The sequence below is a fragment of the Paenibacillus sp. L3-i20 genome, from assembly GCF_022180385.2.
GTDB lineage: Bacteria > Bacillota > Bacilli > Paenibacillales > Paenibacillaceae > Pristimantibacillus.
The window spans coordinates 2,340,105-2,355,386 of sequence record NZ_BQME02000002.1; the positions used below are offsets into that span (position 1 = coordinate 2,340,105).

Below are 15,282 nucleotides of genomic sequence, written 5' to 3' on the forward strand. Positions count from 1 at the left end.
ATTCCATGCTATTATTAATCTAAAGACTATCCTCTATTGGAGCGAAACGTGCAAATAACGGGCTGAAAATATTGCGCAGAATTATTTAAGCCCATTTTACAGGGAGAGATAAGTATGTTAGACAAGTTCATTAGTGATGGTTTACGTGGTAAAAGTGAATCAACAGTAAAGACCTACCACCACGCTCTGCAACAGTTCAGCCAGTGGCTTGACGGTTGCGGCACTACTTTAGAGAATTTCAGTCGTACTGATGTTCAGCAGTACATTACATACATGGCAAGCAAGAAAAAGACCGCCGCTACCATTAACAAGGTCTATAACGCCATTAAGAAGTTCTGTCGGTGGGCTAAGAAATTGGATTGCATTGAGGAAGTCCACATAATAAAAGCCCCTGACTATAAGCAGACCGCCCCGAAAGCCCTAGACAAGCTTGAGCGTAAGCGGCTTGAGCGTGAGATAGATAGAAGTGGCAACAAGCGTAACTACGCCATTGTTAAAACTTTACTTCATACAGGTTTAAGAGTATCGGAACTTGTAGCACTAGACAAGTCGGACGTTGATTTAAACGAACGTAAAGGCGAGTTGAGAGTTAGATCAGGAAAGGGCAACAAAGCCCGTACATTGCCCTTAGACGCTGATACAAGGTGGGCTATCAGAAAACACCTTGAGGAACGGTCAGACGATAACGAAGCCCTGTTCATTAGCAACAGAGACAAGCGAATCAGCGTCAGAAGCGTTCAGCATCTTTTAGAACAACATGACCTACACGCTCACCAACTACGACACACGTTCATAACAGGACTTGTCAGGGCCAATGAAGATATTGCAGTCATTCAATCCTTGAGTGGTCACAGTTCTGCCGATATGATACTACGCTACTCGAAGCCTACTGAGGAGGATAAAGTCCGGGCTATTGAAGCACTTTATAATGACTGATAAATTTAAAATTAAGCTGAATTGCTGATCTCTCATATTTGAATGGGAGAATGGCGAATGCTTTGCTTCTTATTCCGATAGCCATGATATTTTCGAAAAATCTTTGTACGAAAAGATAACATCATTAAAGGGGAACAATTTCATTTATATGAGTTGGGACCAAAAGGAAGCAAGTGATTTGCTGAAATAAGAAATGTGTTAAGTTCTAAGGAGATCAAAGCATTTTACTTTACAATAAACATATAAAAAGTCCATAATAGAGTGTTTATAGTACACTGGCATTGCCTATGTATCTGAATTTGTTAAAGGAAGGGATTCTTATGTCATATTCAAAACAAAATAAAACAGGTGTCGAACTAAATAGGCTCTATGAAGAAGATTCCCCCGTTCATGATTGGTACAGATTTGTCTTGTCATATCCACCTCATTTAGTCAGGAATTATTTGGTTGATTTTGGATTGAATAAATCTCACACTGTATTAGACCCTTTTAGTGGAACAGGAACAACACTTGTTGAGTGTAAAAAGTTGGGGATTAATTCAATTGGTATTGAAGCTAACCAAATTGCTCACCTTGCTTCTAAAGTAAAAACGAACTGGAGTATTAATGAAGATAAGTTGCTTGAGCTATCTAAAACAATCGCGGAAGAAGCAGAGCATATCTTACAAAATTATAATGCAGAATATAAAACACTAACCGAAGATCAAGGGAAGCTTATTATTAATAATTCGATTAGTCAAATCCCGTTACACAAAACACTCGTATTGTTAGAAATAATTATGAAGTACAAGGATAACGAACTCACAGATCATCTTTTAATTTCACTCGCTAAACAAATAGTGTTTTCATATAGTAATCTTAAATTTGGTCCGGAAGTCGGAGTAAGTCGAGTCAAAAAGACAGACGCTGACGTAGTTGGTTTGTGGTTTGAACAAATTAAAACAATGGTAAGGGATATTAAACAATTTAAAGGAATGTCCGCTGTGAAATCTGAGGTAATTCTTGGAGATGCAAGAAATATTAATACGCTGATTCAAAACGAATCAGTTGACGCAATCATTACATCACCACCATATCCAAATGAAAAGGATTATTCAAGGACAACCAGACTTGAATCAGTCATTCTAGGCTTTATTAAAGATAAGAGTGATTTAAGACGAAATAAAGAACGTCTCTTAAGGTCAAATACGAGAAATGTATATGTTAGCGATAATGATGAAATTTGGATTGAAAATAATATTTTAGTCAGAGATCTCAGTCGGGAGATTGAGAACAAAAGAATTGAGCTAGGAAAAACATCAGGTTTTGAAAAATACTACCATCGTGTAGTAGAATTATATTTCGGTGGCATTGCAAAGCATCTTGAATCAATGAAACCAATATTAAGACCGGGTGCGAGATTAGCGTATGTGGTGGGTGACCAAGCTTCCTATTTCAGAATCCATATTAAAACCGGTGAAATAATCGCAGATATTGCAAGCACACTAGGTTACAAGGTCGATAGAATTGATTTGTTTAGGACAAGACTTTCAACAGTAACAAAAGATAATCTTCGTGAAGAAGTAGTAATCCTGACATGGATGGGATAATGAGGAGCTGAGCAGATTGGAAAGTGTAAAGCCAGAAAACAGGTATTCGGCTATAATCGAATATATTTTTCATGAAAGATATATTGATGGTATTGAAAGGGTTGAATTTAAGCGTACAGACTTCGAAACGACCGCCGAAACCTTAGGCATAAAGCTACCGAAGAATTTAGGGGATGTAATATATTCGTTTAAATTCAGAACTGCTCTCCCAGAGAGCATTGTGAATAAAGCACCGTCCGATAAGGAATGGGTGATTAAAAATGTTGGCAGAGGAGAGTATGCTTTTGTGGCGACTAAAGTGGCGAGGATTTTACCTGATACTATGTTGTTAAACGTAAAAGTTCCAGATGCTACCCCGGGTATTGTACAACTTTTTGCACTCTCAGATGAACAAGCTCTATTAACAAAGGTCAGGTATAATAGGTTACTAGATATTTTTACTGGAGTTACGTGTTACTCACTTCAAAACCATCTAAGAACAACCGTACCGGGGATTGGGCAGGTTGAAACAGATGAAATTTATGTAGGCATTGATAAACAAGGGAAGCAATATGTTTTCCCTGTACAAGCAAAAGGTGGAAGTGACGAGCTTGGTGTTGTTCAAATTGAACAGGATATACTCCTTTGTCGTAGTAAATATCCCGATTTGATTTGTAGAGCGATTGCTACACAGTTTATTAAAGATAATTTGATAGCTATGTTTGAATTTGTTTTGGATGGAGATGAAGTGAAAAAGGTAACGGAAAAGCATTATGAGTTGGTAAGCTCAGATAACCTTAGCAAAGAAGAAATTAGAAAATATAATGAACTACCAGATCAAATATGAGAGTTTAAGGCTTTCACTTTGAAAGCTTGGACTTGTTAGGGCTAATGAAGATATTGCGGTCAATCATATCTGAGCAGTCACAGTTCAGCAGACATGATATTGCGTTACTCCAATCTCACTGAGAAGACAAGCTAAGAGCCGTTGAAGGTCTGAATAAGGATTGATTTTTACTTAGCAAGGACAATACTTTGTTTATGCCTTACGGGGCTTGCATGGGCTTCTAAAGAGCCCCCTCCATTGCCGATTGAATTGGTGTTTGATGTTGCGGCAGAGTTTACCCTCCTCTACTCCGCACCAAATTTTTCTAAAAGGTCATTATACGCACATTCTTCATTACGATTATCGGATTAATTTTTCTAAAAACATTCATATCTGCTTTACCTTACATGTTCGGGTAAAAAAAAGAGAGGGGCTTATCGCCCCTCTTTACTATTTCCGCCAATACATCTCAACTATTAGTCTTTCCTGACCAACAGTGAGCAACACTCCACATGTGTCGTCCAAGGGAACATATCCACTGGAGTAACCTCAACCGTTTTATATCCACCATCTTCAAGAACGCGTAGATCCCTTGCGAGCGTTGATGGGTTACAGCTCACGTAAACAACTCTCTCTGGTCTGATCTCAAGAATCGTATCCAACAGCGCTGGATCACAGCCCTTGCGTGGAGGATCAACTACGATAACATCAGCTTCGATGCCTTCCTTGCGCCAGCGAGGGATAACAACCTCTGCTGGACCTGCTTCGAATGAAGCATTTTCAATACCATTTAGCTTCGCATTCCGCTTAGCATCCTCAATCGCCTCGGGAACAATTTCAACGCCATATACATGACCAGCTTGACGAGCAAGGAATAACGAAATGGTGCCGATGCCGCAATAAGCATCGATTACTTTCTCCACACCAGTTAGCCCAGCATATTCCACCGTTGTTCGATAAAGCGCAACTGTTTGTGCAGGATTAACTTGATAAAATGATCGTGCGGAGATGGCGAACCGAATTCCATCCAGCTCATCATAAATAACGTCGCTGCCCCATAGAACACGGGTCTCGTCCCCGAATATTACGTTTGTATCCCGCTCATTTACATTTTGTACAATGCTCTTAACATTCGGCAGCGCTGCACGAATATGCTCGATCCACTCAGGCTGTCTTGGAAGACGCTTGCCATTTGTCACAAGAACAATCATCATCTCACCGGTTACTACGCCTGTTCTAGCCATGACATGGCGGAGTACACCTTGTCCGGTTTCTTCGTTATAAGGAGGTATTCTAAGTTCTCTTCCGATTTGCTTTACAACACGGATCACTTCGTCATTATCGTTATGCTGAATGAGGCAATCATCCATATCAATAATACGATGGCTACCGCGCGCAAAGAAACCAGCAATCAACTCATTGTTCTCCCCACTGGCACCTACAGGTACTGCTGCTTTATTGCGATAACGCCAAGGATCTGACATCCCAATGGTAGGATGCACAACAATGCCAGCATTTGTACTATCAGTTTTACTTGTACTGTCATTTGCACTTTCAATTGCACTTGTACTTGTACTTGTACTTGCACTTGTACTTGCACTTGTACTTGCACTTGTACTTGTACTTTCATTTACACTTTCAGTCATACTTGCAGCAGCCTGCGCACTTTCGCTTCCTTCGCCCGCAACCGCAAGTTTACCAATCCGCTTAAGGTTATCTACAACATGCTGACGTTTCCACTCAAGCTGCGCATCGTATTCAAAATGCTGGAGTTGACAACCCCCACATTCTTTATAAATATCGCAAGGCGGCTCAAGCCGATCCGCACTCTTTTTAGTCAGCTCCACTAACTTAGCATAGCCGTACTGCTTCTTAAGCTTCATTACCCGAACACGAGCGGATTCACCTGGAAGCGCACCTTGAACAAAAAGGGTAAAGCCGCCTGAGCGGCCTACCCCTTCTCCATCATGAGTCAGACCGATAATATCGACCGTGAGCTCTTCATTTTTTTGAAATGGCGCATTTGTTTCAGGCTTTGCAGCTTTTACATTTCTAGCGCCTTTTGTATTTCTTCTAGTCATATTGTCTCCGCTCTTTCCTAGCTGGCATTGATGTATATTCGTTTAACGATAGGTCGATTCTCCCGTTTCATCCGCAAAAAGCTGCAAGTGCGAAGGCAACATAGAAAATTGGCAAGGCAGCACCCCGCCATAATCACCATCCAGATTAAGCTGTACATAGTCCGGTGTCGTCACCTTCAAATTATCAGTCCGCAAATGAATGACATGCGGATCACTTAAATGCTCCCCGCGAAGCGCTAATGTAACTAATCTTATAAATTCAGCAATATTCATCTTTTTGATCAATAATACGTCAAATAAACCATCATCAAGCTTGGAATCAGGAGCAAGTCGCTCAAATCCGCCAACAGAAGTGCTGTTACAGATGAGGAACATCATAAATTCATCGTTAAACTCTCCTACGCCTTCAGCAACGATCTTGAGTTCTGTAGGGCGCAGACGTGTCATCTTCTCTAGACCCTTCATATAATACGCAAGCTGACCAACCATCGTCTTCAGCTTACTAGGGACATCGTAAGAGAGCTCCGTTAACGAACCACCGCCAGCGATATTAATAAAATAACGTTCATTCGCTTTTCCGATATCGATGGGTCTTGTATATCCTCCAATGATAAGATCGCAAGCATATTCCCAATGTTTCGGAATGCCTGTAGCTCGTGCGAAATCATTAGTCGTACCAACTGGCAAAATACCTAGTGGAGGACGATTTGGCTTATTTGCCAAACCATTAATCACTTCACTAAGCGTACCATCTCCACCAGCTGCGATGACCATATCGTAACCCCGCTCAGCTGCATCAGCAGCGGCTAAGATCGCATCACCTTCACCAGTTGTCGCATGGCAACTCGTCTCGATTCCACCTAGATCAAGTCGCTGCAAAATGTCGGGGAGACGTCTCTTCATTTCTTCTCTTCCCGATGTCGGATTATAGATCAGTCTTGCACGTTTCATGCAGACCGGCACCCCCCTTATAAAACGTAGCTATTCCCTAATATTTAATAACCAATTCGAAATACGCCCCTCAAGCCATCCCTCTATTGCTGAATTGGGGAGCATTGCTTCTCCATTATATTTATACACCAGTCCCTCTAATCGTGAAGGAATGACATGTCTTGTGAAATAACCTTTGCTCAAAAATAAAGGCACAACGATGACGGTTTGATCCGCACGTTCTTGCCTCATTGCAATAAGCTTCGCCGATGCTTGATCCGGCAACAACATTGCATATTGTCCATTTGCGAAGCCGCCTAATTCACGTACACGCTCTACCATCCTAGAAAGTCCAAGTGCCCAGCGTTCATGAAATATTGGTTCTTTGCTTCCATGACCGATTAACAACAACGCTTCTTTACTGGGTTCTTCGGAAAGCTCAGCTATATTGTTAAGCAGAAGCTGGGCGATTTCTTCATCATCATCAATAGGCAAGCCATACGTTATATCTGCTATAAAGCGAAACTGCCCCAGATCACCTATCAGATCAGAAATCGGTGGTATACCGAATGCTTGTCCAATTTCATCAACATGGGTACTTCCCGATGATATAAATAAAGGCAATACATACATTTTTGTAACACCAAGTCGCTCAAGCTCATCTATTCCATCCTGAATGAGTCTGCCTTCAACGATTTCCAAAAAAGCCGAAACAACAGGTGCTTCGAATTTTTTAGCTATTGCCATAACGGCTTCGTCAACAAGTCGCACCCATTCCGCTTCTCTTGACCCATGGCTTATAACAAGGATACCGGGTTTCATAGCGGTAATCGCTCCTTATCTGCCTAAACGTTCCAATGACATTTTGTATCCGTCATTACCATAATTCAAGCAACGCTTCACGCGAGAGATCGTCGCAGTACTTGCTCCTGTCTCCGCTTCAATTTGGTTATATGTACTTCCCTTACCTAACATACGTGCTACCTCTAGTCGCTGTGAAAGCGATTGTATTTCATTTACTGTGCAAAGATCATCGAAAAATATGTAACACTCTTCAACCGATTTTAAAGTTAGTACGGCTTCAAATAATTGATCTATCGCTTTATCGTTCAGCTTTTTGAGCTGCATATGCATTCACTCCTAAAATTACTATTGCTTTCATTGTATAGGTTTAACTGTTTTTTTTCAAACATTACCGTATTCACGCTTTAATGAGAGTTAGAATGACATTAACCTAAACACTGAATGATGGTTACTTGGAAAACAACATCTATAATTTTATTGCAAAACCGGGTCATTCGTCCAATCCGTATGTTTGCCTATGCCATAGACTATTATAAAAAAGGGTTGTGATCCGTTTGAATCATTATTATCCACCCGGTGAAAGCAACCATCATAGCAATGGGCAAAATGATGGTTTCAGTCATCGTCAAGGCCAAAGTCAGCTCGGCCATCCCTATAATGGCTTGCACGGAAACTTTGGTTACAACGGAGACATGGCTTCTCCGACAGTGCATATTTCAAATACTTCCCCAAGTCAAAGCTTGCTTCCAGCGGTCGTTCACCATTCTACGAATCAACTGACTGAAACAAACATTGAAACACCGAAAAAAGGATTTTCTCTTGCAAATTTGGCCAGCCATGCTAATTTAACTGAAATAAAAGGATTTGTCGATCGTATGGGCGGCTTAGACGGCATACTAACTACTGTAACTAAAGTACAGAAAGTTGTAAGCAGCGTTTCACAAATTGCCCCACTTGTAAAAGTGTTTATGGGCTCCTTCGGCAAAAAATCTGCTTCAAATGATGATTCCAATAAAGAATGGAAGCCAAGAAGACGTAAAAAACGCAAGTCTGGTTCTGGAAGCACTGGTCCGAAAAACGGTAGTGGTTCTAGAAGACGAAGAAATCGACCTAGAAAATAGCCCTCTGGTTACGTTAATAACTGCGAGCATAAACACGCAAGAAGGACAGCTTCACCCTTTAGCTTAGCTATTGGGATTGAAGCTGTCCTTTGTTCATCTATACAAGTCGAATTCTATAGGAAAAGCACTTTAATAATCCAGAAGAACAACATTGCAAGTAACATTGTTATCGGAATTGTAATAACCCATGCAATCATGATTCTTCCAGCTACATTCCACTTAACTGCCGAGAAGCGTTTTGCACTTCCTACACCAAGGATAGAGGAGGTAATAACATGTGTCGTACTTACCGGCAAGTGTAGTGCCGTTGCTGTAAGAATAACGATTGCTGAACCCATATCTGCAGCGAAGCCATTAACTGGGTCGATTTTGAATATTTTTGTACCCATCGTTTTAATAATTTTCCAGCCACCGACAGAAGTTCCTAATGCCATTGCAGTTGCTGCGGAAATTTTAACCCAAAGAGGAACATCCATATTATCTTGAACACCAGCTGCAACTAGAGCGAATACGATAATACCCATCGCTTTCTGAGCATCATTCGTACCGTGGGAGAACGATTGGAACATAGCTGTAATAACTTGCCCAGAACGGAATCCCTTATTAATTTGATGCGGACTAGAGTTTGCAAATATTTTTTTCAATATCCACATGAAGATGAAACCTATTGTAAACGCAATAAGCGGGGACAATAGAAGTGCCTTCATAATGTTGGTAATTCCCTCACTGTTAACAGCACTTACTCCTGCACCAGCAATTACTGCCCCTGCTAGTGAGCCAATCAATGCATGTGAAGATGATGATGGAATACCAAACCACCATGTTATAAGGTTCCAAGCAATCGCTGCAAGAAGCGCTGCTATAACGATCTCTACGCCGAACTCCAAATCAGCAGGATTGGCTACGCCGCCGCCGATTGTTTTTGCTACGCCAGTAAACGCCATAGCACCTAAGAAGTTCATAACTGCTGCCATAAGTACTGCTACTCTTGGTTTAAGTGCCCGAGTAGAAACAGATGTTGCAATCGCATTTGCAGTATCGTGGAAACCATTAATAAAATCGAACGAAAGCGCCAAAAAGACGACAATCCATAAAATATATATTTCCATGTTGACGACTCCTACCCTTTCACATTAGCTATTGCGCATAATGATCGATTCCAACGTATTAGCAACATCTTCGCAATAGTCGGTCGTTTGCTCAAGTCTTTCGTAAATTTCTTTACGTTTGATGAGCTCAATTGGATCTTTTACATTAGCGAACAACGTTGTAATGGATACACGAAGTACATCATCAGCTTGATTTTCAAGTTCATTAATTGCGATGGTGTGCTCACGCATAGCAAGAAGTTTCTTCTGTGTTAGTAAGTAAATCGCATCCTTGATTTGGTGCGACGAACGTACAATAATATCTGCAAACAATGTGATGTATTCATCTTTCTCACGGATGTAGTACATCTCGAAACGGGAAGCACATGCTTCAATTCCATCAAGTACATCATCAAGTGATTTTGTAAGTGCCAAAATATCATCACGTTCAATTGGTGTAATAAAGGTTTTGTTTAGTTCTTTAATGATCGTATGTGTATACTGGTCACATTTGCTTTCCAGTTCCTTCATACGTTTAGCAAAAGCTGAGACATCCGACAAATTAGATACTCCACTCGCAAAGTATTCTACAGCTTCAACTAGAGTGTCTGCCATTTCTTCGAGCGTTTTGAAGAAAATATCTTTTTTCTTAAACATGTCAATCCCCTTTATCGACTACAAAATTTAGTTGTCCTTGCCACTTACATGAATCAGTTTACAATGCAATTGTTAACGCTGTGTAAACATCCATCAAATTTAATCATATTTTTTCAACGATAACAAGTAAAATTCATAATAAACTCGGTTTTTGTCGAAAAAAGATGTCTGTTTCATGTAATCTTCATATTTGCATCGCTAATCTTATTATCAACATTCAAACCAAACCATTCATACATAGTGTTGCCAACGCTTTAATTTGTTACCCATGTGACATGCTCAGACATTGTTGGCTGATTCGGTACGACATGAATATACGTTTTGCCAGGGAGGAATGATATTTCATTCCCATCTTTGCTGAATCGAATCATTCCGTCAGGGCTACGAACCCATTCGATGTCGATCTTTTTCCCTTTTTGGAACAAATATGCTGAACCGCCCCGCTCCAAATCAACGCTTATTCTGCCAACATTATCAAGAGTCTTATGTGTTGCTTCAAATACAACTAAATTGGTAGCAGATAATTGCTCTTTATTATTCAGATCAATATGAGGCTCACCATTAATAGACCTTTTGTATAGTCCTGCTGTACTGTCATATAAATAACCTACTTTATAACCATCCATCAGAAACTTAATCGAAATATCCGTCGCTGACTCTGCAGTTGCTTCTACACTTCCCGTTATTGTTCCATCTGGATTAAATATGTATTTCGGTGAAGGCTGATCTTTGGTATACCCTCTTTTATCAGCGCCTAGACGGAGTTTCTCTAAATCAGTGTACAAATTGTGTGGTGCCCTCCGATCTTTACTTCTCCAAAAATAAGTACCTGCATTCGAAATTTCGTCTAGATATGGCTTTTTTTGATTTTTGAGAATGCTGTATGCTTCTGGACTTCCACCTGCATGAGCCATAACTGCTCCATAACTATCAGCTATATCGATTAAATATGCCCTGTTACTTCTGACGGGGCCAATCGTATTCGTAAGTGCATCTGTACTTTGAAATATTGCTACTAATCTAGTAATGCCTCCCTCTGCAAGTACCTCCCATATAACATCAGCACCGGTCAAGCCCGACTGCGGACGAGCAGCAGAGAAATTATTTATCATAATTGCCATCGGACGGTCTAACGCTTCCTTCTCACGACCTAATCCTGTCAATGGCGCAGTGAACGGCAGTGGTGTCTGCTCAGCCACATTTGAGGATGTTTCATTAGGTTCAGTAACTCCGTTTGTTGCAGAAGGATCGATCTTAGCGTCCTTTCCACCGCTGCATGCACTTAGGATAAGAAAAATAGAAACTATGCTTATTGACACCCATACTCGCAATCTCCTATTCATGAAATTCTCCTCTGCTAGATTATTAGATGCAACTGAAGCCGCTTTCACTCTCTATTTAATTTAATCATAGTTGCCCTAGTGTTGTCTCGATATAAATTCTCTAGAACTCGATTAAAATTCCAAAAGCTGCACATATTATCTCTATCTCCCATTGGAACGAGGTGATTGTAATGAGCAGAGGGAGCACTTCAATTAGTATTTGGATGTCATTTTCAATTGTAATATTAAGTGCTGGTCTTGTTTCTCACGTGATGTCAATTCCCGTCATTTTGGGGATATCGGGGCGTGATTCTTGGCTTTCGGTCATTATAGCAGCGCCACTCTTTTTACTTTGGTTAATTACTGTCTTTGGCATCATGAAGCAAATAAAAGGGCAAAGGCTACCTGATTGGATACATAGAAAATTCGGCGTCGTAACCGCTTGGATATTCCGATTGTCTGCTGCTCTTGTTCTCTTAATTTCTGGCACCTATACATTGCAGGATACTTCAATGTGGATATCAACAACATTTATATTTGAAACACCCTATATGGTAACTATATTAACGGGTGCAGCTATCGCATTATTAGCTGCGTATGGAGGGATCCGCTCCATTGCATTAACATCAAGCGTCTTGCTGCCGTTAGTCATTCTGCTCGGTTACTTCGTCTCGATTTCAAATGTAAAATATAAAGATTACAGTCTCATGTTTCCTATTTTGAATGAAGGCTGGATGCCTGTTTGGAAGGGTGCATTCTATGTTATTGCTGGTCTATTGGAAACATGGATATTAATTCTGTTTCAGCATGAATTAAAGAGCAAAATGAAATTATGGCATTTGATTATATTGGGCATCTTTTTAATTAGCATGACCATTGGACCTATAATTGGTGCTATAACGGAGTTTGGACCGGATGAGGCTGCGAAGCAGAGGCATACTGCTTTTGAACAGTGGAAAATAATAAGTCTGGGCGATCTGCTTCAACATGTAGATTTTATGTCCATTTATCAGTGGCTCTGTGGTTCTTTTACCCGTATCTCTATAGCTCTTTATCTAGTTGTAGATATGCTTGATATTCGAAAGCCACAACGTCGTCTACTTGGATTAACTATTGTAACGCTTGTTATGGCAATTATCGCTTATCAACCATGGCGAGATGATCAAACACTTACTTATTTGCAGCGTTATCATATGCCAGGATTATTTGTTTATGTCGTTGGAATTACTTTTTTGTTAGCAATCGCAACTTTAGTTACACGTGAGAAACGAAAGGAGAAATCTACAAATGGAGCCTCCAAAAGATGATGATATGGAACAAATTTCATACTTTGATGAGCATATTTTGCGCAATTGGTTCAAATTTAGCGATGACGTAATTATTACTACACAACATTTCGGCTCACCATCAGCCACTGTGCCTTCCATATTCATCTATTGCAGCGGAATGCTGATAACAACTGTTTTTAATGAATCCATATTGCCAGAGCTTCACAAAGGATATGAAAAAACAAAGTTCATTCGGAGAGAAGATATTAATCGCGAAGTGCCATTAAGATGGACTGCTTATGATTTCCAAAGAAACAAAATAGATTCAAATGTACTCGCCTCCCACGTATTTGAAGGACATTTGTTATTTTGCTTGCCCACTTTGCAAACCATTTGGACGATTGATATTGCAAAAGTCCCTAGCCGCATGCCGCAGGAATCGGCAACAGAAATTTCGATCCGTGGACCAAAGGATGGATTTATCGAGGAATTATGTATCAATGTTTCACTCATTAGAAAGCGATTAAAAACATCCACGCTAGCATGCGAATATTTCACTGTAGGCACCAAAACATTGACAGAGGTTGCACTGCTTTATATGAGAACAATTGCAGATTCAGAAACAATTGACCATATACGCAACAAGATTGATCACATTCGTATGGAGCATATCATTACGACTGGTGATTTAGAAGAGCAACTGGCACCTAGCGGATTTGGTTTATTTCCCAAAACACATTATACAGGTCGGCCCGACTTCGCAGTTGATTGTCTGCTGAATGGGCGATTTGTCATTTTGGTAGCTGGCAATCCAACAGCGATTATTGCACCTGTCAATTTGTTCTTGCTAATGAAATCACCTGAAGACTCTTATTTCCCAGTTATGTCTGCCAATATCGGACGAGTTCTTCGCTTTACAGGATTGCTGACAACTATATTTTTGCCGGGGTTCTATATTGCCTTCAGCACTTTCCATGCTGATCAAGTCCCCTACTCTTTGCTCGCAACTATCGCTTTGGGGAGACATGGACTTCCAATGGAATCCGCACTAGAGATGTTTTTCATTATGTGCCTGATGGAGCTTTTCCGAGAAGCAGGCGTAAGGCTGCCCAGCTCGATTGGTCAAACGCTGACCGTTGTAGGCGGTCTTATTATAGGAGACGCTGCTATTCGCGCTGGACTTGTATCACCGCTCATGATTGTCATCACTGCAATCACAGTCGTATCCGGTTCCACACTTGTTAATCAATCACTAACTAGCACTACGATCATATTGCGTTTTGCCTCCTTTATCATGGGAGCCATGCTAGGCATGTATGGTTTTTTTCTTTCCTTCATCCTGTTTGTCATTTATTTGGCGAACACACAATCATTCGGTGTTCCATATTTGGCACCTGCTGCACCTTTAAAGTTAAATGAAGTTGTAGGCGCCTTTTTCAGACTGCCGCTTAAGTGGAGAAAACGGAGGCCAAGTTATTTAAAAACACCAAATCCAAACAAGAAAGGATCTCAGCCTTGAAGCGCTACCTTCAATTATCGATGCTGCTCCTAATCTTAGCTTGTACATTGTCAGGTTGTTGGAATGCCTCTGATATTGAACATAAGGGTTATGTCAAAGCACTTGGCATTGACTATCAAGGGGGCGAGTTTATTGTGCATGCGCAGTTGCTGAAATTTTCGACGATAGCCAAGTCGGATTCCAGTGCAAGCGGCGGCGATTCTGGTCCTTCTATTGATCTTGGGAAAGGACATGGTAAGACATTAAATCTAGCTACTGATGACCTGTATCATACATCCCAAGTCACAATTGCTTGGGGGCATCTGTCATCTCTTATCATTTCAGAACAAGCCATGAAGGCTCAAGGAAAACATGTCATAGAAATGCTGAACCGATATCCCGAAATACGATACAATACATGGCTGTACACAACAAAGGAATCGATGGAGGACATTTTATCAACAACCTCTTTGTTTAAGTTACCACCTATTTTCTCTATTCTGCATGATCCTAAACCGAACTATGATCAAAATTCTATATTACCGCCGATTCTCTTGTTTAAATACATTGCGCAATATAATGAACCCGGTATTACATCATATATTCCAAGTATCGGGGTTAATAAGAAGCAATGGAAACAACCAGTTAAAGAGATGCCCCTCCTTATGTTAAAAGGTGCTTACTTTCAATCTCCAACCAGAAAACAAGTTTATATAAGCCGAGCAAAGCTAGCTGGCTTTGAATGGATGCATAAAGAAATGAAGCGTGCGCCGCTTAATGTAGCACGGGATGGAGTTGAATATTCCCATCTCAATCTTTCTGATCCGAAAATAAAGGTTAAAGCAGTAATCCAAGGGGATGATGTCTTATTTCATATCAGTACCAGTTACAGCGGAGCTATGTTCGAATATAATGAACCTCTCCCTTATCATGAAATGACACAAATCGCCGAAGATCTAGTCAAAAAACAAATTATGAATGTATACAAGGAAGGACTTAAACACGAGATCGATATATATAATTTGGGGGATGTGCTACGGCACGACAATTTAAAACTATGGAAGCGATTATCGGATAATGGAAAAAAACTTATCATCCACAACAAATCTATAGAGAAATTAGAGGTGAAAATCAGCATTCCTTACAACGGGAAATATAAGCGACAAACTTAATTAAAAAATGG

The 15,282-nt window shown here is 40.5% G+C and carries 14 protein-coding genes; 7 read left to right on the top strand and 7 right to left on the bottom strand.

What is annotated here, in order from left to right:
- The first annotated feature begins 114 nt into the window (after positions 1 to 114).
- The 3 genes from MFF31_RS24645 (at position 115) to MFF31_RS24655 (ending at position 3,351) form a co-directional block, all read left to right on the top strand.
- A complete protein-coding gene (locus tag MFF31_RS24645; protein ID WP_238191860.1) occupies positions 115 to 936 on the top strand; it encodes a tyrosine-type recombinase/integrase in 822 nt (273 codons plus the stop codon).
- 320 nt (positions 937 to 1,256) lie between these two features.
- Positions 1,257 to 2,525 carry a DNA methyltransferase gene (locus MFF31_RS24650; RefSeq protein WP_238191861.1) on the top strand — a complete coding sequence of 423 codons (1,269 nt, stop codon included), beginning with the start codon at positions 1,257 to 1,259 and terminating at the stop codon, positions 2,523 to 2,525.
- Positions 2,526 to 2,541: 16 nt separating this feature from the next.
- On the top strand, positions 2,542 to 3,351 hold the full coding sequence (locus MFF31_RS24655) for a hypothetical protein (RefSeq protein WP_238191862.1): 810 nt from the start codon (positions 2,542 to 2,544) through the stop codon (positions 3,349 to 3,351).
- A 455-nt stretch (positions 3,352 to 3,806) separates the two neighbouring features.
- Here the strand turns inward: MFF31_RS24655 and rlmD are convergent, their stop codons facing one another.
- From rlmD to MFF31_RS24675, 4 genes are read right to left on the bottom strand one after another with little or no spacing between them, the layout of a single operon-like run.
- Positions 3,807 to 5,411: a 23S rRNA (uracil(1939)-C(5))-methyltransferase RlmD gene (rlmD, locus tag MFF31_RS24660; RefSeq protein WP_238191863.1), complete on the bottom strand. Its 1,605-nt coding sequence runs from the start codon at positions 5,409 to 5,411 to the stop codon at positions 3,807 to 3,809.
- 42 nt (positions 5,412 to 5,453) lie between these two features.
- On the bottom strand, positions 5,454 to 6,362 hold the full coding sequence (locus MFF31_RS24665; protein ID WP_238191864.1) for a diacylglycerol kinase: 909 nt from the start codon (positions 6,360 to 6,362) through the stop codon (positions 5,454 to 5,456).
- 30 nt (positions 6,363 to 6,392) lie between these two features.
- Entirely contained in the window at positions 6,393 to 7,163 is a 771-nt protein-coding gene (locus MFF31_RS24670; protein WP_238191865.1) for a sirohydrochlorin chelatase, read from the bottom strand.
- 15 nt (positions 7,164 to 7,178) lie between these two features.
- Positions 7,179 to 7,469: a YerC/YecD family TrpR-related protein gene (locus MFF31_RS24675; RefSeq protein ID WP_238191866.1), complete on the bottom strand. Its 291-nt coding sequence runs from the start codon at positions 7,467 to 7,469 to the stop codon at positions 7,179 to 7,181.
- Between the two features lie 221 nt (positions 7,470 to 7,690).
- Here MFF31_RS24675 and MFF31_RS24680 point away from each other — a divergent pair, with 221 nt between their 5' ends.
- Positions 7,691 to 8,266, top strand: a complete 576-nt coding sequence (locus MFF31_RS24680) for a hypothetical protein (protein WP_248565571.1) — start codon at positions 7,691 to 7,693, stop codon at positions 8,264 to 8,266.
- A 113-nt stretch (positions 8,267 to 8,379) separates the two neighbouring features.
- On the opposite strand, the gene MFF31_RS24685 is transcribed toward MFF31_RS24680, so the two are convergent.
- From MFF31_RS24685 to MFF31_RS24695, 3 genes are all read right to left on the bottom strand, one after another.
- Positions 8,380 to 9,375 carry an inorganic phosphate transporter gene (locus MFF31_RS24685; RefSeq protein WP_238191868.1) on the bottom strand — a complete coding sequence of 332 codons (996 nt, stop codon included), beginning with the start codon at positions 9,373 to 9,375 and terminating at the stop codon, positions 8,380 to 8,382.
- Between the two features lie 24 nt (positions 9,376 to 9,399).
- The gene (locus MFF31_RS24690) at positions 9,400 to 10,011 is read right to left on the bottom strand and encodes a DUF47 domain-containing protein (protein WP_238191870.1); all 612 of its coding nucleotides are present in this window, start codon (positions 10,009 to 10,011) and stop codon (positions 9,400 to 9,402) included.
- A gap of 254 nt (positions 10,012 to 10,265) precedes the next feature.
- Positions 10,266 to 11,354: a DUF3048 domain-containing protein gene (locus MFF31_RS24695; protein WP_238191872.1), complete on the bottom strand. Its 1,089-nt coding sequence runs from the start codon at positions 11,352 to 11,354 to the stop codon at positions 10,266 to 10,268.
- Between the two features lie 170 nt (positions 11,355 to 11,524).
- Here MFF31_RS24695 and MFF31_RS24700 point away from each other — a divergent pair, with 170 nt between their 5' ends.
- Genes MFF31_RS24700 through MFF31_RS24710 form a run of 3 tightly spaced genes read left to right on the top strand, consistent with a single transcriptional unit; the run spans position 11,525 to position 15,271 of the window.
- Positions 11,525 to 12,640, top strand: coding sequence for a GerAB/ArcD/ProY family transporter (locus MFF31_RS24700; RefSeq protein WP_238191874.1), 1,116 nt, complete (start codon positions 11,525 to 11,527; stop codon positions 12,638 to 12,640).
- Positions 12,621 to 14,120, top strand: coding sequence for a spore germination protein (locus MFF31_RS24705; protein WP_238191876.1), 1,500 nt, complete (start codon positions 12,621 to 12,623; stop codon positions 14,118 to 14,120). Before MFF31_RS24700 ends, MFF31_RS24705 begins: the two co-directional genes overlap by 20 nt.
- A complete protein-coding gene (locus tag MFF31_RS24710; RefSeq protein ID WP_238191878.1) occupies positions 14,117 to 15,271 on the top strand; it encodes a Ger(x)C family spore germination protein in 1,155 nt (384 codons plus the stop codon). Before MFF31_RS24705 ends, MFF31_RS24710 begins: the two co-directional genes overlap by 4 nt.
- Positions 15,272 to 15,282: the final 11 nt, after the last annotated feature.